The sequence below is a fragment of the Nitrospira sp. genome (assembly GCA_029194675.1).
In the GTDB taxonomy this organism is placed as follows: domain Bacteria; phylum Nitrospirota; class Nitrospiria; order Nitrospirales; family Nitrospiraceae; genus Nitrospira_D.
Genome location: JARFXP010000006.1, coordinates 26,188 through 49,277 on the forward strand (window position 1 = coordinate 26,188; position 23,090 = coordinate 49,277).

The 23,090-nt window shown below is 57.5% G+C and carries 18 protein-coding genes; 7 read left to right on the plus strand and 11 right to left on the minus strand.

All coding sequences use genetic code 11. The features are described from left to right. Positions 1 to 5 precede the first annotated feature (5 nt). From P0120_21985 to P0120_21995, 3 genes are all read right to left on the minus strand, one after another. Complete coding sequence (locus tag P0120_21985) at positions 6 to 419, minus strand: hypothetical protein (GenBank protein MDF0676978.1); 414 nt, start codon at positions 417 to 419, stop codon at positions 6 to 8. Positions 420 to 497: 78 nt separating this feature from the next. Continuing rightward, complete coding sequence (locus P0120_21990) at positions 498 to 3,680, minus strand: multidrug efflux RND transporter permease subunit (protein ID MDF0676979.1); 3,183 nt, start codon at positions 3,678 to 3,680, stop codon at positions 498 to 500. Further along, positions 3,677 to 4,936 carry an efflux RND transporter periplasmic adaptor subunit gene (locus P0120_21995; protein MDF0676980.1) on the minus strand — a complete coding sequence of 420 codons (1,260 nt, stop codon included), beginning with the start codon at positions 4,934 to 4,936 and terminating at the stop codon, positions 3,677 to 3,679. Before P0120_21995 ends, P0120_21990 begins: the two co-directional genes overlap by 4 nt. 446 nt (positions 4,937 to 5,382) lie before the next feature. On the opposite strand from P0120_21995, the gene P0120_22000 reads away from it, so the two are divergent. The 3 genes from P0120_22000 (at position 5,383) to P0120_22010 (ending at position 11,806) form a co-directional block, all read left to right on the plus strand. Beyond that, positions 5,383 to 5,853 (plus strand): MarR family winged helix-turn-helix transcriptional regulator, encoded by a 471-nt coding sequence (locus tag P0120_22000; protein MDF0676981.1) that lies wholly within the window; start codon positions 5,383 to 5,385, stop codon positions 5,851 to 5,853. A gap of 89 nt (positions 5,854 to 5,942) precedes the next feature. Beyond that, a complete protein-coding gene (locus P0120_22005) occupies positions 5,943 to 7,241 on the plus strand; it encodes an efflux RND transporter periplasmic adaptor subunit (protein MDF0676982.1) in 1,299 nt (432 codons plus the stop codon). Continuing rightward, positions 7,238 to 11,806: an efflux RND transporter permease subunit gene (locus P0120_22010; protein ID MDF0676983.1), complete on the plus strand. Its 4,569-nt coding sequence runs from the start codon at positions 7,238 to 7,240 to the stop codon at positions 11,804 to 11,806. The genes P0120_22005 and P0120_22010 overlap by 4 nt, the downstream gene beginning before the upstream one ends. A gap of 353 nt (positions 11,807 to 12,159) precedes the next feature. Here P0120_22010 and hchA read toward each other — a convergent pair whose 3' ends face one another. Then, entirely contained in the window at positions 12,160 to 13,041 is an 882-nt protein-coding gene (gene hchA / locus P0120_22015) for a protein deglycase HchA (protein ID MDF0676984.1), read from the minus strand. Positions 13,042 to 13,478: 437 nt separating this feature from the next. On the opposite strand from hchA, the gene P0120_22020 reads away from it, so the two are divergent. The 4 genes from P0120_22020 to P0120_22035 all read left to right on the plus strand — a co-directional run bounded on the left by P0120_22020 (position 13,479) and on the right by P0120_22035 (position 16,302). Then, entirely contained in the window at positions 13,479 to 13,661 is a 183-nt protein-coding gene (locus P0120_22020; GenBank protein MDF0676985.1) for a ferritin-like domain-containing protein, read from the plus strand. Between the two features lie 108 nt (positions 13,662 to 13,769). Further along, positions 13,770 to 13,901, plus strand: coding sequence for a hypothetical protein (locus P0120_22025; protein ID MDF0676986.1), 132 nt, complete (start codon positions 13,770 to 13,772; stop codon positions 13,899 to 13,901). Between the two features lie 256 nt (positions 13,902 to 14,157). After that, positions 14,158 to 15,531: an IS1380 family transposase gene (locus P0120_22030; GenBank protein ID MDF0676987.1), complete on the plus strand. Its 1,374-nt coding sequence runs from the start codon at positions 14,158 to 14,160 to the stop codon at positions 15,529 to 15,531. Between the two features lie 246 nt (positions 15,532 to 15,777). Further along, a complete protein-coding gene (locus P0120_22035) occupies positions 15,778 to 16,302 on the plus strand; it encodes a DUF1566 domain-containing protein (protein MDF0676988.1) in 525 nt (174 codons plus the stop codon). A gap of 91 nt (positions 16,303 to 16,393) precedes the next feature. Here the strand turns inward: P0120_22035 and P0120_22040 are convergent, their stop codons facing one another. The 7 genes from P0120_22040 to P0120_22070 form a co-directional block, all read right to left on the minus strand. Further along, positions 16,394 to 16,585: an NAD(P)-binding domain-containing protein gene (locus P0120_22040; protein MDF0676989.1), complete on the minus strand. Its 192-nt coding sequence runs from the start codon at positions 16,583 to 16,585 to the stop codon at positions 16,394 to 16,396. Between the two features lie 106 nt (positions 16,586 to 16,691). After that, the gene (locus P0120_22045; GenBank protein MDF0676990.1) at positions 16,692 to 17,315 is read right to left on the minus strand and encodes an NAD(P)H-dependent oxidoreductase; all 624 of its coding nucleotides are present in this window, start codon (positions 17,313 to 17,315) and stop codon (positions 16,692 to 16,694) included. 223 nt (positions 17,316 to 17,538) lie between these two features. Next, positions 17,539 to 19,143: a Na+/H+ antiporter gene (locus P0120_22050; protein ID MDF0676991.1), complete on the minus strand. Its 1,605-nt coding sequence runs from the start codon at positions 19,141 to 19,143 to the stop codon at positions 17,539 to 17,541. A 271-nt stretch (positions 19,144 to 19,414) separates the two neighbouring features. Beyond that, positions 19,415 to 20,023, minus strand: coding sequence for an ABC-type transport auxiliary lipoprotein family protein (locus P0120_22055; GenBank protein MDF0676992.1), 609 nt, complete (start codon positions 20,021 to 20,023; stop codon positions 19,415 to 19,417). Positions 20,024 to 20,039: 16 nt separating this feature from the next. Continuing rightward, complete coding sequence (locus P0120_22060; protein MDF0676993.1) at positions 20,040 to 21,071, minus strand: MlaD family protein; 1,032 nt, start codon at positions 21,069 to 21,071, stop codon at positions 20,040 to 20,042. Further along, complete coding sequence (locus P0120_22065; GenBank protein MDF0676994.1) at positions 21,068 to 21,865, minus strand: ATP-binding cassette domain-containing protein; 798 nt, start codon at positions 21,863 to 21,865, stop codon at positions 21,068 to 21,070. The genes P0120_22060 and P0120_22065 overlap by 4 nt, the downstream gene beginning before the upstream one ends. Before the next feature lie 12 nt (positions 21,866 to 21,877). Further along, positions 21,878 to 23,023 carry an MlaE family lipid ABC transporter permease subunit gene (locus tag P0120_22070; protein MDF0676995.1) on the minus strand — a complete coding sequence of 382 codons (1,146 nt, stop codon included), beginning with the start codon at positions 23,021 to 23,023 and terminating at the stop codon, positions 21,878 to 21,880. Positions 23,024 to 23,090 lie beyond the last annotated feature (67 nt).

The window sequence follows — 23,090 nt, forward strand, 5'->3', positions numbered from 1 at the left end:
TTGATTCACCCCTTGTTAGGAACAGACTGCCTTAGCAATGCTCTGACCGCTGCATGCTCCAGCCCGACATCGGGACTTCGTTGCAGTGCGTCGTAATATTGTCTACCGAATCCCTCCCCCTCTTCCGTCGGGATGAGGAGCCTCTGCGCAGAAGCAAGCAGAGCTGAGATTTCCTCGGGGGTTGAGGGGTCGTCCTCTTCGCCGAGTTCATCGAGCTTGGTCATCAGTTGGGACAGCGGCCGCAACCAGGCGAACCAGGGATCGTTCAACACCAGCTGCAAAAATGCTCCATTGGACGTGATACGTCCATGCACGCGCTCATAGGACACCCGCTCGTTGTCCAGCAAGGCTTTGTGCAGACGAAGTAGAGCACGAAAAAGATTGTCCAGATGCGTGCGTGATCGGTCCGGACTCGACAAGATCCCCTCTCCTTGCTTACTTGCTTACCTCCGGACTTTCTTGTCCAGACTCATCGCTCCTCTCTCACGATGCGTATTTCAACGTCCTCCTTGCACGGACACCGACTCGAGTCCGGCACGGTCTTCCCCCATTCTGTCTCGTTCGATAGGTCCGGTAACAGGACTACCCAACATTCGGATCAGCATGAAGAACAAGGGGACAAACAAGACGGAAAGAATCGTCGCGGCGATCATGCCTCCGAATACTCCCGTGCCGATCGAATGGCGGCCGGCCGCGCCGGCTCCGCCGGCGACAACCAAAGGCACGACGCCGAGAATAAACGCCAATGAGGTCATGATGATAGGACGGAACCGAAGGCGCGCCGCTTCGACCGCCGCATCTCTCAACGGGAGGCCATGCTGGTACCGTTGATTCGCAAACTCCACGATGAGAATGGCGTTCTTGGCCGCGAGCCCGATCAGCGTGACGAGGCCGATCTGGAAATAAATATCGTTGGCCATCCCCGACAGCCATACCGCCGACAATGCGCCGAACACGCCGAACGGTACGGCCAGGATCACGGCAAACGGAACCGTCCAGCTCTCGTACTGAGCAGCCAGCACCAAAAACACCATAAGCAAGCCGAACGCAAAAGCGACAACCGACTGAGAGCCGGCCTTGCGTTCCTGATAAGAAATGCCGCTCCAATCGATATCGAACCCTTGAGGGGTCAATACCTCTTGTGCCGCCCGCTCTAACGCATCAAGGGCCTGGCCTGAACTGTAGCCCGGCGCCGCTGAACCCAGGACAAGGGCGGTATTGAATCCATTGAAGTGAGTGACGGGATCAGGCCCGCTGGAATAGGTCGTCGTGACCACTGTGTCGAGGGGGATCATTGTTGATTCTCGGCCATTCAATGCCCGAACGTAGATCTTGCTGATATCGGCCGGACGCGATCGATACTGAGGCTCCGCTTCGGTTTGGACCCGATAGACACGGCCGAATTTTACGAAATCGTTGATGTACAGGTTGCCGAAATAGGCCTGAAGCGTGTCGAACACTTCGGAGATGGGCACACCGAGCGCCTTGGCCCTCTCTCGATTGATTTTGGCGTGCACGCGGGGTGCGCTCACGCGAAAACTGGTACTGACCGCCCCGATCGACGGGTCCTGCCTTGCCTTTTCGACGAACTCCTGAGCGACCGCGCCAAACTGCTTAAAATCCCCACCGCTCGGGTCTTGCAGTTGCACGGAAAAGCCGCCGGTGGCGCCCAGGCCTCGAATCGAGGGAGCATTAAACGCCAGGATCAGTGCGCCTGGTATCTTCGCGAACTCTCCGAACGCACCACCGATAAGCGCCTTGACATGGTCCTGCTTGCTCTTCCGTTCATCCCAGTGCTTGAGCGGCGCAAAGAGGGTCGCCGTATTGGTTCCTCTGGTATTGAAGACGAAGTTCTGTCCCGACAGCGCTTGTGTTCCGTAGACCGCTGGCAAGGTATGGTAGTACTGCTCGATTCGATCGACGACTGCGTCCGTCCGCTTTTTCGACGCCCCATCCGGCAGCTGAACGACGGTAATAAAATATCCCTGGTCCTCTTCCGGCAAGAAGGCCATGGGGATCACCGTAAAAAATTTCACAGTGGCACCAATCACAATACCGCACAGCGCCAGCGAGAGCAGCATGTGTCTCAACGTGAAACCCACGCCTGTCGCGTACCGAATTTGGACCCACTCGAACAGCCGGTTGAACAATCCAAAGAAGCCTTTGCGTGGCCCATGGCTCGGCTTCAGCACGAGGGCACAGAGCGCCGGACTCAGCGTCAGTGCGACAAACCCAGAAATCGCGACGGAGACCGCGATCGTGATCGCAAATTGCTTGTACAATTGGCCGGTGATACCTCCGAGAAATCCCACCGGCACAAAGACGGCACACAACACCAGCACAATGGCGATCACGGGGCCGGCCACCTCCTCCATGGCCTTCTTGGCCGCGTCCTTCGGGGACAGCCCTCCCTCCATGTGGCGCTCCACGTTTTCCACAACCACAATGGCATCATCCACCACAATCCCGATGGCGAGCACCAGGCCGAAGAGGGTGAGGGTATTGATCGAAAATCCCAGGGCCGCCATCCCGGCAAAGGTTCCGATCAGCGAGACCGGAACCGCCAGGACGGGAATCAGTGTTGCGCGCCAGCTTTGAAGAAAGAGGTACACCACCAGGACCACCAAGACCATGGCTTCCCCTAAGGTCTTGACCACTTCCTTGATGGAGACATCGACAAAGCGTGTCGTGTCGTACGGAATGTCATACGTGACGCCGGGTGGAAAGATCTTGCTCAGCCTGTCCATTTCCCCGCGAATTCCCTTGACCGTGTCGAGGGCGTTGGCGCCGGGTAACAGAAAGGTGAGAAGCAGCGCGGTGGGCTTGCGGTTATAGCGGCCCTCGAGCACGTAGGATTGCGCCCCCAACTCGACCCGCGCGACATCTTTGAGACGAACCATCGACCCGTTCGGCATTGCTCGAACGATCATGTCCTCGAATTCGTGCACGTCGGACATGCGTCCGTCGGCAAAGAGCGGGAGGGTGAGCTCCGTGGAGATCGGCATGGGCTCCCGCCCGACGGTTCCGGCGGGGAAGTCACGGTTCTGTTCGCGCACGACATTCGCGATGTCGGTCGGTGTCAGACCCAACTGCGCCATCCGCACTGGATCAAGGACGAGACGCATGCTGTAGTTTTGTTGTCCGAAGACCAGCGCATCGCCGACGCCGGGCAAGCGCTTGATATTGTCGAGGATTCGCAGGATCGCGAAATTCGAGAGAAAGAGCGCATCTTGCTGCGGATCGTCTGAATTCAGCACCATAACCGTCAACAGATCCGGCGACATTTTTTTAACGGTCACTCCTTGACGAATGACTTCCGGCGGAAGCTGCGGCTCGGCAAGCTTCTGGCGATTCTGTGCCTGGACTTGCGCAATATCCACGTTCGTGCCGATTTCAAAGATCAGCTTGATGGTCATGTGACCATCGTTCGTGCTTGTCGAATCGAAATAGAGAAGGTGGTCGATCCCGGGAAGCTGCAACTCGATGGGGCGGGCGACCGATTCCGCCACGACTTCCGCGCTCGCGCCGGGATAGTCGGCTTCGATCTGCACCACGGGGGGAGTGATTTCAGGAAATTGAGCGATGGGCAGGGCCAACATTGCCACGAGCCCTATCACCACGACGATAATGGAAAGAACTGAGGCGAAAATCGGCCGATCGATGAAAAACCCGAGGTTCATTTTGCCTGTTCCGCGCCGCTGGCCGGCGATGGAGGCATCTCGGGTGTCGTTGAGGCAACCGTAACGGGCATGACCTGGGCTCCTGGTGCGACTCGTTGGAATCCCTCCACCATTACCCGTTCTCCGGCACGGAGCCCTTCCTCAATGAGCCACCAATCTCCTTGCCAATCCGTTGCCTTCACGTCTCGGACTTCCACCTGGTTACCCTGACTCACGACATAGACGACGGCGCCCTTTGGTCCCTGCTGGACCGCGCGTTGAGGAACAAGGATGGCATTGGGCTTCGACACTCCGTGAAAACGCACGGTCACGAACTGGCCGGGCAACAACACCCGATCGGGGTTCGGGAACACCACCCGCGCTTGCCGTGAACCAGTCTCGACCCGTAACCCGATATCCGCAAAATCCAACAGGCCCTCATGCGCATAGGTCGTTCCGTCCACGAAGATGATGGTGCCCGTCAACTTGTAGATTCCCGGGTGCTGAATCCGTTTCGACAGAGTGTCTCGCCGTCGTTTGAGGAGAAAACTCTCGGGCGCGCTCACGATCACGTACATGGGATCGACTTGATGAATAACGGTCAGGAGGTCCGTCTGCGCCGTGACCAGCCGACCCTGATAGTACCGCGTTCGCTCGATCAACCCGTCGACCGGCGCCACGATGAGCGTATTGTCTAGATCGAACTTGGCCTTGACCAGATCTCCTCTCGCCGCCTCCAGAGCGGCCCGCGCGGCAAGGTCCTCCGCGATCGCGTCGTCGACATCTTTCTGGCTGACGGCCTGCTCCTCGAGCAACGGCTTGACACGCGCCAGATCTTGCCTAGCCTGAACAACCCGCGCCTCGGCTTGCGCGACTCGTCCCTTCGCGCTCACGAATGCCGCCCGGAAGGGCACAGGATCGATCTCGTAGAGACGGTCACCTTGCTTGACATCGCGCCCCTCAGGAAAAAACCGTTGCTTGATGATGCCGGTGACTTGCGGACGAATCTCAACGATGCTCGACGCCTCGGCTTGCCCGATAAACTCCGGTTCATCGGGCACAGTCTGAGAAAAAGTTTCAACGACCTGCACTTCGGGGATCGGACGAGGCGCTGAAGAGCCGGCTTCGCCCTTGCAGCCGAACTGGCCAACTGATCCGACAACGAAAAGCACGCCGATGGCGATCCTCATCGGCGTCGGTTCGGTTCGCAGAGCAGTTTTCATGACATACACCCCGCAGGGAGGATCTGCGCAGTAGGCATAAGATGTCAAGGCCATAGACCTCTCCGATCTTTTCAGTCCAAGACACTCACCGCAATGGGCTTACGATGTAATCTCCTGAATGAAGTCCGCTTGCCAGAGCCTATAGGCAGAGACTTATAGAAGGAGGATCAACCATCAACGTGACTATAAGGGAAAACCCAGTTCAGCACAGTCTTTCGTGCAGGCCCTGGTAACAAACAAGGCCCTCATGACTTCACAAGTGTCTCCTCCCTCCACCTTAAGCGATGACCGGTCATCCGGATGAACACGTGTTCGCGGACTGTTGGCCCTCACGCGTAGGAGCCCGCCGCCTCTTCGATCAGTGCGACGATTGCATCGGCCTGTGAGGCCATGGACGCGTGGCTCGCCTGCAGTGTCACGGTCTTCTTTGGATGCATGCGCTCCGCCATCAATCTCTTATGTCTTGACACGATATATTTGCATATGCAACAATGTGCTCAATGAAGCTGGAATTACCAGAAATGAAACAAAACAAAGATAATATTGAACAGATAGTATGTGATTGTCTTTTGAGTCGTGCACGCATACTCAATCGTGTTCTCACAGGCATCTACGATGATGAATTCCGCTCCTACGGTTTGAAAGCAACACAACTCAATCTCCTGGTCCTTGTAGCGAGGGTCGGCCCCGTTCGACGTATCGACATTGGGAAGCGTCTTCATCTCGACCCATCAACGCTGACCCGGAATCTCAAGATAATGATGACCAATGGTTGGATAGAAGAGCTTATAGATGGAGAAGACGGTCGCGGCTCGCCGTTGCAAGTCACCGCGAAAGGTCGTGACCTTCTGAATCACATCGTTCCGTCTTGGCGAAAGGCGCAGGATCGCGCGCGAAAGCTGATCGGGGATGAGGGCGAGACACTTTTGAAAAGGCTCGCAGCAAACAAGTTCGGACTTCCGTCGGGGTAGGTGAGTTTTTTTGATTGTGTATTTGCATATACAAATATATGCCATTTGGGAACTTGCCGCGCAAGAAATCGAAAGGGGGGGGGAACAACATGACAAAACCAAGAATGTTGATCACGGCAGCGCTCGGGCAAACTGGGTTCCAAGCCGCATTGCTACGGATCGAGAAGAGGTTCCCGGTGTGTAATTTTGCGAAACGACGAGCAGACCTCCGGCGGTCTTCAGTCATCGGAGACAGACCACTGTCATCGATCGTGAACGTGCGAGGCAAATTCCTTGCTTGCCTGCTGCTGCCACTCACGATGTTTCTTGGGTGCAACCATCAAGACGAGCAATCCCGGCAGATTTCCCGGCCCGTGAAGGTCGTCCGAATCAGCGATGAGGCCGCCGCAGGGGTGATGAGTTTCGCCGGGGAAGTACGGGCACGATACGAGACGACCTTAGCCTTCCGGGTATCGGGCAAAATGCTTCACCGTCCCGTTGAGGTGGGAGATCGCGTGCACAAAGGTCAGCGCTTAGCGAGGCTGGATTCCAACGATTATCGACTTGGAACGGACGCACTTAACGCTCAGCTCAAATCCGCCCAGGCCGAACAGGATTTTGCCCGGGATGATCTGACACGTTACCGTGAACTCCTGAACCTGCGGGTCATTAGTCCAGCCGAGTTCGACCGGCATGACACCGCTTACATCACCGCGCGGGAACGGGTCGCGGCGCTGAACGCTCAACTGGGCCAAGCGACCAACCAATTACAGTACACCGATCTCCTGGCGGATCGGGACGGCGTGGTGACGGCGCTGGAAGCCGAGATCGGGCAGGTGGTGGCTGCCGGTCAGCCGGTCGTCAAGCTGGCCCGGCTTGATGAGAAGGAAATCCATATCGATATCCCTGAGCAGCGTGTGGCTGGAATCGAACTCTACCAGACAGTCCGCGTGACCTTGTGGGCCGGCGGCGACAGGCAAATCACGGCACGTATTCGCGAGATCGCGGCGGCGGCCGACCCGGCCAGCCGCACCTATCGAGTCAAGGCGACACTGCTTGAGGGACAGGATGAAGCACGGCTCGGTAAGACGGCGACGGTGTGGATTCCGTTGACTACCCCACCGCGCATCGCCGTTCCACTCTCCGCCGTATTTACCCCTCAGAACGAGTCTGGACGGCCGCGTGTATGGCTGGTGGACGAGCAGGCTGGCACGGTCAGATCCGTGCCGGTTCAGCTGGGCGAGGCACTGGACGGAGAGCGCATTGTCGTCGCGGGAGTCGTGTCCGGACAATTGGTCGTCAGCGCCGGCGTCCAGCGCCTAGCTGAAGGACAGGCGGTGCGCCTGCCGGAACAGGTCGCGGTGGCCATGCAAGGCTTCGTCGCCGAAAGCAAGGAGGATCAGCCATGAAGGATTTCAATCTGAGCGAGTGGGCACTCAAACATCGCTCCATCACCGGTTTTTTCATGGTGCTGGTGCTGCTCGGTGGAATTCTCGCCTATTCCCAGCTGGGACAGCGGGAAGACCCGACGTTCACCTTCCGGGTGATGGTCGTGAAAACCTTCTATCCTGGGGCAACCGCGCTGGAAACAGAGCAACAGGTGACCGACCGCCTGGAAAAGAAAATCCAGGAACTACCCAATCTAGACTTCATCCGCAGCTACTCGAAATCCGGCGAATCGGTCATTTTTGTCACACCCCGTGAAGATACGCCGGCTAAAGAAATTGCCGATCTCTGGTATCAAGTGCGCAAGAAGGTCGGTGACATCCGCATGAGCTTGCCGCCCGGCATCGTCGGCCCCTTCTTCAATGACGAGTTCGGCGACACCTACAGCCTCCTCTATACCTTTTCCGGGGAAGGCTTCAGCTACGCCGAGCTGAAAGCTGCGGCAGATTCGGCTCGACAGCAGATCTTGCGCGTCAAGGATGTCGAGAAAGTCGATCTCATCGGCGTCCAGGACGAAAAGATTTACGTCGAGTTTTCCGACAAGAAGCTGGCCGAACTGGGTCTGGACGCCGCATCAGTCGCTCAAGTACTCCAGGCGCAGAATGGCATGGTGCCGGCGGGAACAGTGTTTTCTTCACAGCGCAATCTCCCCATACGACTCACCGGCCCATTCGACTCGGTGGATAGCGTGGCGAACCTGGCGGTACGTCTCGAAGGCCGGACCATCAGGGTCAGCGATTTCGCCAAGGTGACGCGGGGCTACACCGATCCGCCGGAATTCAAGATGCGCTTCAACGGCAAGGAAGCCATCGGTCTCGGCGTGACCATGCACAAGAAAGGCGATGTGCTGGAACTGGGCAAAGCGCTTGAAACCACCATGACTTGGATCGAGGGGGAACTTCCGGTGGGGGTCGAGGTCGAACGGGTCGCCGATCAATCGCGCGTGGTCAAAACGGCCATCGGCGAATTCCTGCGCACCTTCTTCGAGGCGCTGGCGGCGGTGCTGCTCGTCAGCTTCCTGAGTCTCGGGTTTCGCACCGGCTCCGTCGTCGGGCTGACAGTGCCTCTGGTTCTGGCCGGAACGTTGCTGTGCATGTGGCTCTTGGACATGGAAATCCATCGCATTTCGCTGGGCGCCTTGATTCTCGGGTTGGGCCTTCTGGTGGACGACGCCATGATTGCGATCGAGATGATGGCGCGCAAACTCGAAGAAGGGTGGGATCGGATGCGCGCCGCGACTTTTGCCTACCGCGCTACGGCGTTTCCCATGCTGACCGGAACCTTGATCACCATTGCCGGCTTTCTACCGGTAGGCCTGGCTAAGTCGCAAGCCGGTGAATACACGGTGGCGATTTTTCAGGTGATGGCCATCTCGCTGTCCCTATCGTGGATCGGTGCGGTGGTCTTCACACCCTATCTGGGCTTCCTGATGCTTAAAATCAAGGGCAAGGGGGACACATCCGACCACGACCTTTTTGACACGCCGTTCTATAATCGCTTGCGCCGCTGGGTGGATCGTTGCGTGGAACATCGCAAGACAGTGATCATTGGGACAGCCGCGCTGTTCGGCGTCGGCGTCGCAACTTTGACCCAAGTCCCCGAACAGTTTTTCCCGTTGTCCAATCGGCCGGAAGTCATCATCGACCTGTGGCTGCCGGAGGGCAGTGCCTTCGCGCAAACTGAAGCGGTCGCCAAGCGCATGGAGACGCTGCTTGCCACAGATGAGGATGTGGTGAATTACGCGGCTTATGTCGGCAGCGGCAGCCCGAGGTTTTTCCTCCTGATCGTGCAACAACTGGTCAATACCAACCTCGCCGAATTCGTCGTGATGACGCGTGACAACGTGGCCCGCGAACGGGTCATGCAACGCATCCGCCTGGCTTTCGCCACGGATTTCCCGGAAGTGCGGGGACGCGCCATGCGGCTCAATGTCGGGCCACCGATGGACTATCCGCTCGTGTTCAGGGTGTTCGGTGAAGATCCCAAGATCGTTCGAACCATCGCCGACCGGGTGGCCGAGGTCGTGCGCGCCAACCCCAACGCGGTGGATGTGAACGACGACTGGCACGATCGCATTCCTTCGTCTCGTCTCGTACTCGATCAGGACAAGGCGCGTGCACTCGGCGTCTCGACTTTAAACTTGTCGCAAACCTTGCAAGCTCACTATACGGGAATTCCCGTCGGACAGTTCCGCGAGGACGACAAACTCATCGACATCGTCTGGAGGGCGCAAAAGAACTTGCGCGGCGCCGCCCACGAGTTACCCGATGTGGCAGTGCGAACGGCCAATGGAAAATCTATGCCGCTGGCGCAACTGGTCACATCCGAAACCGTTTTCGAGGATGGCGTCCGATGGCGCCGTAACCGCTTCCCGGCAATTTCAGTTCGGGCCGATGTGGTAGACGGCATGCTGGCGCCCGATGTAGCCGCCCAGATCGTTCCGAAGCTCGAGCCCATCAAAGACAATCTCCCCGCCGGCTATTTCATCGAAACCGGCGCGGCCAAGGAAGACGCCTGGATCGCTCAGAAGTCGATCCTGATCTGGATTCCGCTGGTCGTGATCGCCACGCTTATCCTGCTGATGATGCAGCTACAGAACCTGTCCCGAACGTTCCTGGTGTTCGTCACGGCTCCTTTGGGTGTGATCGGAGCGGCATTCGCCCTGTTGCTGTTCGGCGCTCCCTTCGGTTTCGTAGCCCTGCTCGGCATTATCGCCCTGGCCGGGATGATCATGCGGAACTCGGTGATCCTCGTGGATCAGATCGAGCAGGATGAAAAGGCCGGTCGGGATACCTGGACCGCCATCGTAGAATCGACCGTCCGGCGTTTCCGGCCCATTCTCTTGACTGCAGCGGCAGCTATCCTGGCGATGATTCCGTTGTCGCGCAACGATTTCTTCGGACCGCAGGCTATCGCCATCATGGGCGGACTCACGATCGCGACCATACTGACCGTGTTCTTCCTGCCCGCGTTGTATGCAGCCTGGTTTCGGGTCACACGGAACCATGCTCATGCAGATGCCTCGCCGGCAGGGTCGAATAAACTTGTGTTTCCCAGGGATTCAGTAATGGTTGATGGAGCGATTGCCGTGACGACGCGCTATTCACTACCACTTGTCGTCCTGACGATCGTCATGTTAGTGGGGTGTACACCGACGCGTGTGAGTGATCGGGTACCATTATCGATTCCGACGGATTGGAATCATGCCCCAGGTGTTCAAGACAATTCTAATCAGACCGATCTCAAAGAATGGTGGCGAGGATTTCGCGATCCACTGCTGAACGAGTTGATCATCGAAGCATTAGCCGCTAACCACGATCTTAGAATCGCAACGGCTCGCGTTCGAGAGGCCAACGCGATAGTCACTGTCGCGGAATCAGCACTCTACCCCAGTGTTGATTTCTTTTCCTTTGGCGGCCGGGAAAAGCGAATTGACCGGATCATCGCAGTACCAAATGGCCAGGGAGGAACACAGCTGGTCATACCCACCGTCAATGTCGGCACCGGTGGTCTTGCTGCACGGTGGGAGGTAGATGTTTTTGGTGCCAGGCATCTTGAAGCCGAGGCAACGGGTGCTCAGGCCGCTGGAACCGAAGAAGAACGGCATGGAGTACAAGTGGGATTGGTGGCTCAGGTGGCGACGAACTATCTGGAACTACGCGGCGCACAGGAACGGACTGCGATTCTGCGCGAAAATATCGACATCCAACGGGAAAGGCTCAGAACTTTGCAGGCCTTTTATCGTGCGGGTTTAACGAAAGAAACCGAAGTTTCCCGGCAGGAAGCCTTACTGCATAGCACCGAGAGTGCCCTCCCGGGATTGAACGCAGCAGAAGTCACTCTGATCCATCGCCTCAGCCTGTTGCTGGGCGAATCTCCGGCGAAACTTGAACACCGGCTTGTTGCTGCAGCAGTTCATCCTTCCGACCTGCCGAGTATCCCAAACATGTTGCCTTCAAGCCTCCTACTACAACGGCCTGATCTGCGCCTTGCGCAAACCGAAGTGAGTGCGGCAGCGGCCAGCCTTGGTGCAGCGCGGGCCGATTTGTTCCCGAAGCTGGTGCTGTCGGCGAGCGGCGGAATCGGCGCGCTAGCCGTCGGGGGATATCCGACTCTGGTGGAGGGTGTGTATGCGCTGGGGGCTGGCCTCACGGCTCCGATATTCAATGCGGGACGCATCCGGGCTCACATCGCTGCCGCGGACGCGCGGCTGGATCAAGTCGCGGCGAAGTACGAAAAAACCTTCCTCCTCGCCTTGGAAGACGTGGAAAATGCCTTTGTCGCCCATACCTCGTCGAAGGAGCGCCGCGAACAACTATTGAAGGCCGAAACAGCAGCAGAGAAAACGTATCGATCCTCCGAAGCCTTATATCAGAGGGGAGCGAGTGATTATTTATCCCTGCTGGATGCTCAACGCACCAAACTTTCAATCAACGACGAGCGTGTCAAAGCTGAAACCGCAGTTCGTGTCTCGTTGGTCTCGCTTTCCAGGGCATTTGGTGGCGGTTGGGCCGTGGACGCTCAGTAAGCCGAGGAAGTGATAATGACCCCGTGAAAATAGCAGAGAAGGACTCAGTCGTGCGGTTCCGAAAGAGTAAATCGGTGAACCCAGATGTGACCCGCGCCCCTGATGACCGCACCACCATACGAATGGCCGACCAGCAAGATCGGGCCACCTTGAGCTGCCGCGAGTTTACTTGTGCGATCGATATCATCCGCCAGTGATGTGAGTGGGTTCTGCGTCGCACAAATTCGATAGCCCTTCGCGTGCAGCGGTGGAATGACGTGCCGCTAACGTGAACCGTCGCCCCAAGCTCCATGCACTAAGACGATGTGGGGTTTAGTCGTCATCGCGGTTCTCCTCTCTGGACATTTCATGCTCTAGCTCAGCCCAACCTCTTTCAGAAGAGCCTGAGCACTTGCTTTTTCAACATTGTTAGACGCAAACTGACTATCACCGGTAATGAGCTTCCTATCTTGGTGGGTTTTTCCGGTGATGTCGCTATTGAGGATCTCAACACCGAGTTCCTTCAGCTTCTCGGCGACAAACCATGGCATCGGACCAGGCATGTATCCGATATCGGGATTTTTCTTGTCGATGGAATCGGGGAAGACACAGATCTTGTAGCCCTTATACATGAAGTCATCCTTGGACTCCCCGAGCGCCGCCGATAGCAACGCCGCCGGCCCATGGCATTGGGAAATAACATATTTGTCCTTCCTCATCGCCCATTCGAGAACATGCTTGATGTCTTCGCTGTGAGGGATTCCAATTAGGGCACCATGCCCCCCCGGGATGAAGACAGCTATATACTTTGAGTCTTCTCCAAGTTTGTTCTCGATAACATCCGAAAGCTTGAGCGGGCTTTTAAGTTTTTCCAAGTACTTGTGATATACGCTCTGGACAGCTTCGTCTTCTTTCGGCAACGCCCAAAGTTCCAGCTTGACGGGGTTGCCCGACAAAGTCGCGATGTCGAATTCGAAGCCGGCCTTGTTCATATGGTACATCGGAAGCAGCATTTCAACCGGGTGGTTTCCTGTGGAAAACATCGTGCCGTTCTGCATGAGAAGGTATCTCTCATCAGAGGCAATCATCAGTACCTTCCATTTCCCCTCGCGATAGGGGCTTGGGTAGTCCGCCCCTTCCAGATCGGATTTGGACGAGGTGTACTTTTCTAGGGAGTAGGCCGAAGGAAAGAAGGCGTTATCCTCAGCCGGATCCGGAGTGGGTACTTTGCCAGCTTCGGCATCCTTATTTGTCATGGCTTTCCTCCTCTCGCTTGATTCGTGAATTGAAGATGCATGGTTTCCCTTCATGCGAGTGTGACATCGATTGAGACCACCACTCGGTAGAATCCTAGTCGCATGTTCAGTGAAGAAATTACACCGTAGCAAAGGCTGTCCGATTGGGGCAAGGGAAAGTTTGTCGGTTTTTCATAGCTGGTTTTCTTGTGGGCTATGCAGCTTTGCATGGCCTGATTTGTTCTCTCCGGTTGCTCCCCTCTCGTCTATCAGTTCATGACCCTGCATCGGTTCGCCTTGTTACTTTCAAGCATAAAGCTCCGGCACTTCGTTACGGCCTGACGGTTCTCCACGGTGGGCCTAGACTTGCGCCTTAGTTCGCTACCCTCGTACAATGGCCTCCCACCCTCACTGAGTTTCTGAAACACACGAGACTGAAGGAACAGCTTGAGAAATCTTTGAGCGCCATTGAGATGGTCAAGAAGTTATTAATGGGTCATGAAGAGATTATTCAGTCGTTGCGAGTGGATCTTGAAAGTTGTGGCGATAAGTTTCACGACTCCGGTACGAACGATTTTCTCACCGGACTCATGGAGCGACATGAAAAGATGGCCTGGATGCTACGGGCCGTGGTGGAGTGAAAGAGTCGTTTAGGAGACTCGGGGATCCAATTATCTGAACGGCGCCTCACGTGACTTCAGGAAAGACAGAGGACTTGAAGTTCGCCACAGATCTCAAAATTGAGCTGCATGATTCAGGTTGTTAGGGAACTCCTACAAAAAGGAGTGGTACAGCAGCAGGGCCCCGTACTGTTGGCGTCAAAACCGGTCGAGGTGTCTGGACTGATCGACGAGGCGGCGACCGCACTTGCCAAAGTCTAATCCCAACATAGTGCATGGCCGGGGAGCAACTTTTCTGGCTTACATTAAACAGCTCTGTATCGGACATTGAAGATGCCGATGGGGACATGAAACGAATATGTCGATGCAACAATCACAAGGAGGAGGGGGCATCATGCGAAGCAGGAACCTAGCCCGGATGATTCACGACTCGTGACACAAAAAAGCCATCGAGGCTCCGAACTGTGCTATAGGAGCGGTGTTCAGGCGCTTCTATACCCAGGGAAGGAGAAACCCGATGGCGACAGATTGTATACCGCAAGTGACGTTCGAATTCTATGACAAACTGCGGCCGGTCGTCGCTCGGTTCGACCAGACCCAGGCCAGCACCGATGGTGGAGCGGTGTTGCTGAAGGCCCTGGATGCCCAGCTCCAGTTGACCGATCGGTTGGCCGGGTGTTTGGTGGACCGCCGGGATCCCGACAAGATTCGACACACGGTGCGGGAGCTGCTGCGCCAACGGCTCTTCGGCCTGGCCTGTGGCTACGAGGATGCGAACGACGCCGCCCGGCTGGCAGAGGATCCGCTGCACAAACTGGCCGTGGGACGAGATCCGGTGACGGGAGCGGCCTTGGCCTCGCAGCCGACCCTGTCGCGCTTTGAGAACGCGGTGGGACCGTGGACCTTGGCGCGGATGGGACGGACCCTGGCGGTGACGGTGATCGCGCACCATCGAGAGCGGCTGAAGGGGCACGCGCAGCGCATCACGATTGATCTGGACCCGACGGATGATCCCACCCATGGGCAGCAGGCATTCACCTTCTTCAATGGGCACTATGGCACGTGGTGCTACTTGCCCTTGGTGGCGACGCTGACCTTCAACGACGAAGCCGAGCCGTATCTGGTCGCGATCGTGCTCCGCCCCGGCAACAGTCCGGCGACGTGCGGCGCCGCTGGTCTGCTGCGCACGCTGGTGCGCCGCCTGCGGCAGGCGTTCCCGGGGGCCGCGCTGCGGGTGCGTGTCGATGGCGGCTTCGCCGGGAACGAGTGGCTCGACGTTTTGGAGACGCAACGGGTCGAGTATGTGGTGGGGCTGGCGAGCAACGCGCGGCTGGTGCGGCGCGCGGGGCGGCTCTTGGGCGAGGCCTATGGCCTGTCCAAGTACAGCGGCCGCACCGAGCACGTCTACGGGGAGACCCGCTATGCGGCCCGGAGTTGGGCGCATCGGCGGCGGGTGATCATCAAGGCTGAAGTCGTGCGGCGGCCCGGGCGGGATCCCAAATGCAATCCCCGTTTCGTCGTGACCAATCTGCGTGAGGCCCCGGCGACGGTCTATGCCGTCTATTGTCAGCGCGGCGAGATGGAGAACCGCCTCAAGGAGTTGCACAACAAGCTGGCGTTGGGGCGGACGAGTTGCTCGCGGTTCTGGGCCAATCAATTTCGGGTCCTGCTCACCACTGCGGCGTACGTGCTGCTCCAAGACTTGCGGCGGCGCGCTCAGGGGACCGCCTGCGCCACGGCGCAGGTCGCCACGTTGCGGGAGCGGCTGCTGAAGCTGGCCGTGTGGGTGGAACGATCCGTTCGCCGACTCGTCTTGCACTTGCCGCAATGCGCCTCCTGGGGCGACACCTGGCGCCGCGTCGCCATCGCGGTCGGCGCTACACCCGGCTAACGGCACTCGCGGCAGGAAGAAACCGGTCGCAGTCCGCACACACGACGGGAGACGTGTCGCTGCACCAGCCCTCGCTACGCGTCCATAGGGCCGGCTGACGGCTCGATTGTGAGAAACACGCTTTTCAAGAGGCCAGTCCCTGCCATTTCCAGGCTCGACACCTTCACGGTGCTGCTCCCCTGACGTGATCCAGCTCATCGTGAATAATGCAGGCTAGGAGCGAGTGGAGCCGGAGTCGCAGGGTTAGTGCTCGGGAGCCTGATTCTCGCGGGTTGGGGCTTAGGAAATGCGTCGGCTGAGACACCAACTCCGTCGACAGATTTTCAGAGCCTGACCCAAAGCTGGGACAAGAAGTTACCCGGCACCTCTCGGTTTACCGTCTTGAGTGATTTCGGCGGGGCAGCGGTGCGGGACAATGAGACAGGACTGGTCTGGGAACAATCGCCGGAGACGAAAACCGTGAATTGGTTGGGTGCACGATTTCAGTGTACGAGCCGAAAGATCGGCGGACGCATGGGTTGGAGACTCCCATCGGTGCACGAACTGGCAAGCCTGGTGGATCCTTCCGTATCACCGGGCCCCACTCTGCCGGCAGGACATCCCTTCGCTAATGCCCAAGCTGCTCACTATTGGTCGGCGACATCGTTCGCTGGTAAACCGACCCACGCATGGAACGTAGGCTTCGTCATGGGCATGGTGCACGACATCAAAATAACGGACAGTCATAATGTCTGGTGCGTGCGTGGAGGGAATAATGCGGATGCGTATTAACTCTGAGGATGACCTGGTGGAGCCTTAGAGACCTGAGGTGAAGTCGTGTCGTTGCATAGGACATCCGCTCATCACCCGGCAAGGTTGTATGTCACCGGACCAGCGCCCGATCATCCGCCAACACGGTGATCGCGATTCCGCCGGGCTCGGCCGCGTCGCCGGGCTGACAGACAAGTCTTGCCCCTTGCGCCACCAAGCCCGCGGCTTTCTCAGCCGTACGATTGTAGACCTGAAGCTTGAAGCCCGCCTTGATACTTGGTGTAGATCTTGACGATCTCGTCACTCACGACCATGCGTCTTATCACTCGCGTAAAAATGCCCCCACAGACCTTCCCCGCTTTGGACAGAGCGGACCTTCTCTTGTGTCTAGACGGATCATGGTGGACCGCCTAAATTCCAACGACCTTCGGTGGTAGTTTTCCTCCCTCGCTCAGTAGTCGATCGAGCATCACCCGAGGACAGACATTGTGCTCGATGTAGGTGAGAAGGTTTGTGCCGACGCTGCGGATCAGCTGCTCCGCCTCAGCGTCCAGGCATTTGCCCTCGTCGTCGAAGACGCTGCGGACATTCGCGATTGAGATCGGCATCGGCAACACGACCCCTCCGACATGGGAGACTACGCTCCGCAGATGCTCTAAAGATTTCACGGCACCGATCGTGCCGCCCGCAATACCTAGTAACGCAACCGGTTTACCGGTCAAGGCGGACGGATAGCCGAGACTTTCGATGACGTGCTTCATCACACTGCTGAAACTGCCATAGTACTCAGGCGTGGCCAGAATGATCCCCGTGGCTTGTCCCACTTTCTGTTGGAGCTGTTTCGCATCCTTAGACTGTGGGTCGGTCCCAGGCGGTGGCAGATTCAACGTGACAGGGTCAATGACCTCAGTTGAGACCTTTGGATGCTTCTTCAGTTCGTCAAGGACGAGGGCAGATGCCATGTTCGTGTAGTTTCCCGGACGCACGCTGCCGTTGATAATGACGATGTGAATCTTGTCGGATGAGCGAGGCATCGGTTCCCCCTGACACCAGAATTATTCCCACTTGTCTCGTCCGTCTGTTTGAACACCCGTATCACCCGTGCGATACAACCCACCGACTCGCGCGAACTCGCCTTGGTGCAAGAATCGTAGAAACTTTCCTCATCCTGGCCGAAAGACACATAGAATGCTCCAGTGGACCCGTCGGAGCAAGTACGTTCCTGGATACGTATCGAACGGCTCCTGAAGCCACACCTCAGCCCCTGTGTCGTTGCTCGCCTAAGCCGAGACGGAGCGCTTCGACATCCAGCTCCTGTTCCAAGCGGTGCAACACTTCGTCGCTGATCGTGCCCTCATCCCGGAGCCGAATCAACGCCGAACGTTCGGCTGCCAAGGTCTTTTCTCTGAGCCGAAGAAAGGCTTCGCTCGTTTCTTTCTTACAATCAGGATCGATCTCGGCATCCGGCGAGAAACGCCGCAGGCGTCGGCCATAATGTAATTCCAATTGTTCGACATGAGTCGGTTTCGGCCAATCTTCCTTTGTCAATTCGCTCAGACGGGACAATGCCGCGCCGGCAGCCTGGTGGCGAGCCTGCATTTCTTCCTCCTCTCCCTCCGAACCGCCGCTCACTCCGAGTGTCCGGATCAACGGAGGCAACGTCAGCCCTTGGACGACTAACGTGGCAAGAATCACTGTAAAGCTGAGGAGGATGATTTCAGACCGGAAGGGAAATGGTGTGCCGGTGCCGATTGATACCGGCAACGCCATCGCTGCAGCCAAGGTCACAATTCCCCGCATGCCCGTCCAGGCCACCAAAAAAATATGCGGCCATGGCGGCAGCGGATCTCGGGCGCGGAGCGTTGGGCTCAGGTATCGGGGGATTGTCGCGCTCAAGGGAACCCATGCCAATCGAACGACGATGGCTGCCCCACTAATGAGCGTCCCGCCGATAGCGAGAGACCACAGTCGATCCGAGGGAACGGTCTCTCGGAGTGTGCCGAGCTGCAAACCGATCAGGATGAAGATCACACCGTTCAGCACGAATACGACCAAATCCCACACGGCACGTCCATGGAGCCTGGTGATCGGCGCGACTACCTTGCTGAAGTGTTGCCGTAGGTATAAGCCACCGGCAACGCAGGACAGTACGGCGGAGGCATGGATCACTTCGCCAATCACCCATGCCACGTAGGGAGCCAATAACGTCGCTGCGATCTCGGTAAAGCTGTCCCCAATGGCATGGAGCGCCCTTCGCGTCACCCATCCGACCAGAACTCCGACCATGACGCCCGCAACCGCAGCATACACAAAGTGGAGCAGCGCCTCTCCCACCACGAAACCGCCGCTGACGACTGCTGCGACGGCGGCCTGATAGAGGACCAATGCCGTTGCATCGTTGACAAGACTTTCGCCTTCCAGGATCGTGACGATCCGGCGCGGCATGTTGAGCCGTTTGCCGATGGCGGTGGCCGATACGGCGTCCGGTGGAGAAACGATGGCGCCGAGTGCAACGGCTTCAGCCCAACCGAACCCCAACACAGCATGGGCGACTCCGGCGACAGCCGCCGTGGTCGCCAGTACAAGCCCCACCGCCAAGAGTGAGATCGGACGGATGTTCCGGCGGAAATCTCGCCAGGATGTGAAATAGGCGGCCGCCCAAAGGATGGGCGGCAGGAATACCAAAAAGATGAGGTCGGGGTTGAGCGTGACCGTGGGCATCCCCGGGACAATGGCCAAGAGGAGCCCGCCGATCACCAGCAGAATCGGGTAAGGGATCAGAATTCGTTGTGCTACCGTCGTCAGAACCAGGACGACGGCAAGCAGCAGAATAATGACCTCAAGCTGATGCAGACTATCCATTCACCTGAGGCAACCGAAAACCATCAAGGCGCAAGAGGCGCCCATCATTTTTCGATATCGAACCTGTCGTTCTTCCACCAGTACTAGCCGCAGTCGAGCTCCACCAGGGGATAGCCCTGCTCGGCAAACTCCACCACCGTCGCCGCTCTAAGTCATCACAGACTTCCGCTTTTTCAAGTTGTTCCATCACATGAAATCGCAAGGCCATAGCATCGTCCACGGATTTCAGATGAAACGCATGGTCGGCCATACCGGTGAACTGATTCCCGGGTCACTGACGCCGGATTGTTCGAGTGAGGTCTTCATCAAGAGCACTCAAGATAAGGCGAAGAGCCTCATTCCAGCCGGACACGAGCGCCTCGGGCTTCTGTTCCATGACGTTCACTTCTTTCCGATACTCCTGATGCCACAGAACCTCTGCCTGACCTGACGCCTCATGAAGGAGGAAGAATTGGACAACCAGAACAGCCTTTGCAGGAGTCGCACGATAATCTCCATATAGTGCCGTCAGGGTCCCCTCGAGCATGTGCGTGGCGGGCAATGGCCCTGACGAACCCATGACATACTGAAACAGGCCGGCCCTTGTCAGCCAGTTCATGACCTGTTGGGTGATCATGGCATTGGGTGGGACAAACCACTCGTTGTAGAAGTCTCCTTCGTAACGTGCATCGCTCGTGCGATACACCAACTCCTTTCCTTCAAAAGCCGGCGAGACTCGAAATTTTCGAACCTTCAGGACGGTCTCAGGAATCGAGGCACGCGTCTCACCTGGGTGTACCGCCTCCAGAATATAGGAGTGCTTCTCCGGATAGCTCCTGTCGAGATTCACGCAACCGCCAAGCACGAGCACGACAAGGCAGACGCCGATGAAATCCGGCACTGCTATCCCAGATGGGTTATCGCTTTGTTGCCCCTGCCCGAGGCGGAGGTTCGCCCAAGAACACTTGAGCGGGATATTGTTTCGCATTGTCGGTTATTCCCCGAAGGTTCTCTGAGATGATTCGGAGATTCTCCACTGTGTCCTCGATATCTTGACTCTTATTTGCGAGCAGCGTGTCTACTCGCCGGAGGCTCTTCTCCAACCGGTTCGAGGCATCTGGAAACCTGTCGGACGCGATCCTAATCTGTTTGGAGATGTGTGACAACTCCATGACCAAGTTTTTTGCCCCTTCCATCGTGCGGGCTGCGTCCGACACGATGCTTATCAACTCAGGGCGCTCCAGAACCAGGCGACCTTGTTGAGCGATCCTCTCAAGCTCGGCCAGCACTCGGCCTGTCTGGCTACTCAATGCTTGCATATTTGTGTCTTTGGCCACTTTCGTCACTTCCAGTACAAGGCTATCGAGATGTCTGGCTATTGTGTGGATGTCGGCTTTTTCCAGATCTCTGGCTATGGTATGGAGAGCAGTACCCAATATACTCAGGTTGCTCGGAGCAGAAGGCAGATACACAGCTTGAGGTTTCCACGGCACTTCTAGTGCCGGATACTCTTCCGGATCGAGGTAATCCGCTTCTAAGTACACCACGCCAGTCACGCCTTGCGAGGCCAGCCGGACCCGAAGCCCCGCTGTAATCCTGCCGCCACGCTCCGCTTTTTTTTCTTCTTCCGTGAGATGGGGCGCCAGATCAGCGGCGGCTCCACGGACGAGGATATAGCGCCCATAGCGCTGCAAGTCTTCTTTGCCGAGTTCTGCCCGATAGACATCGCCCACGAAATCGATCGCTTCGACCGTTCCGACCTGCACGCCGCGATACTTGATCGGCGATCCGACCGCGAGGCCTTGGACGGATTCGTCAAAATAGCTTTCCCAATACACCACCTTCTTGAACCACTTCCCTCCACTCAGCGCGACGATCGCGATGATCGCTGTGACCAATCCGAGCACGAGAAAGACGCCGATCTTATGATAGTTGGCCTTGGCGCTCATCGCTCTCCACCCCTGTCCTTTCCGGCGGTCTCGGTCGACACAGCAGGATTAAGAAATTGACGCACCCAGGGATTGGTGGCCTGCTCGCGTAACTCCTGAGGCCGTCCTATCGCGACGATCTTTTTGACCCCCTTGTCCAACATGATCACCCGATCGGCGATGCTGTAAATGCTCGACAGCTCATGTGTGACGATGACGAACGTGATCGCAAGATTGCGGGCAAGGTCGAGAATCAATCGGTCGAGTTCTGCCGAGGTAATCGGGTCGAGTCCCGCAGAGGGCTCATCCAGAAAGAGAATGTGCGGGTCAAGCGCCATGGCGCGCGCGATGGCCGCACGTTTCTGCATGCCGCCGCTGAGTTCGGACGGCAGGTAATCCAGGAACGTTTCCAGCCCGACCAACTTGAGTTTCATGCGAGCGATCAAATCCATGGCATCCGACGGAAGGGCTGTGTATTCTTCCAGAGGCAGCCGGACATTTTCCAACAGGGTCATGGAACCGAACAGGGCGCCCATCTGATACGCGACCCCGATGCCCTTGAGAATATTGATGCGCTCCTCTCCCTCGGCCGTCACGATGTCCTTCCCGCCGATGAAGATCTGCCCGGCGGCGGGCCGGTAAAGACCGATCATGTGTTTCAGCAATGTGCTCTTGCCACTGCCGGATCCCCCGAGAATGGCGAAGACCTCGCCACGATGGATCTCGAAAGAGATGTCGTCGATCACCACTGAGCCATCGTAGGCGGCGGTGAAGTGTTGCACTTGAATGATGGGCCTGTCCTCATTCGGGAGCATGACGTGCAACTGTTACAAGCCTAAGGCATAGAAAACCACGGCAAAGAGGCCATCCACAATGGCGATGAGCACGATGCCGCTGACGACTGCGCTGGTAGTCGATTGGCCGACCGCACTGGCGCCTGTTTTGGTCTCCAAACCGCGAAGGCAGCCGATGGCGGCTACCACAATGCCGTAGACGAATGATTTCAGCAGCCCACCCATGAGGTCCCCCACTGTCACGTCCGACAGGACTTGGTTCACATAGGTGACCAGCGGATACCCCAGCGACCGCATCACTATCGCTCCTCCCATCAAACCGAACAGGTTGGCGAACACCGTCAAGACCGGGATCATCGCCACCGCCGCTATGACACGCGGCAGAACGAGGAATCGGACCGGTTCAAGCCCCATCGTACGCAGCGCGTCGATTTCTTCCCTGACCTTCATGGTTCCCAGTTCTGCGGCAAAAGCCGAACCGGACCGGCCGGCCAGGATAATTGCGGTGATCAAGGGGCCCATCTCGCGGAGCATCGCTAATCCCAGGAGATTGGCGACGAAAATGTCCGCCCCAAACCGGCGCATCGGAATGGCGGACTGAAACGCCAAGATGAGTCCGAGCAGCACGCCGATCAGTGCAATGATGGGAAGCGCATCAACCCCGGACTGCTCCGCCGCAAGCCAGGCATCTCGCCATCGTACAAGACGGGGACGGCAGGCAGCACGGAGTAACATCACCGCCAGCTCCCCGACGAAGGTCAGAAGGGACTGAAGGTCCCGCCACAATTCAGCCGTGGCTTTTCCAACCTGCTCAATGATCGAAAGCGGCTCACGGCGGCGTCCCGGAGGACGCTCAATTGAGATGCGCCCATAGATGTCCAGAAGGCGCCGGACTTCTTCCCGCAGCCCTTGAATTGCGGCATCACCGCCGGTGCGGATCTGCAACTGCTGAAGGTCGATCAGGAATGCAACCCCAGCGCCGTCACAATAGCTCACGCCTGACGCATCGATCACGAGACGACGTGGTTTCCCTTGTGTCAGTAGCTGTCGGCCTTGTTGCCACCACTTCCCGGTCGTGCCCGAATCCCACCGTCCCGTCATAAAGAGCGTGAGCGTCCCGCCATCGGGTGAGATTCGCACATCCAACGAATTGATAGACGCCTCTGCGACTGTAGTCATAATTCAATGACCCTATTATGAAGCCTCCTCAACTCCTCCCAGAGAAGTGGTTCGCCGCTTGAGGCGC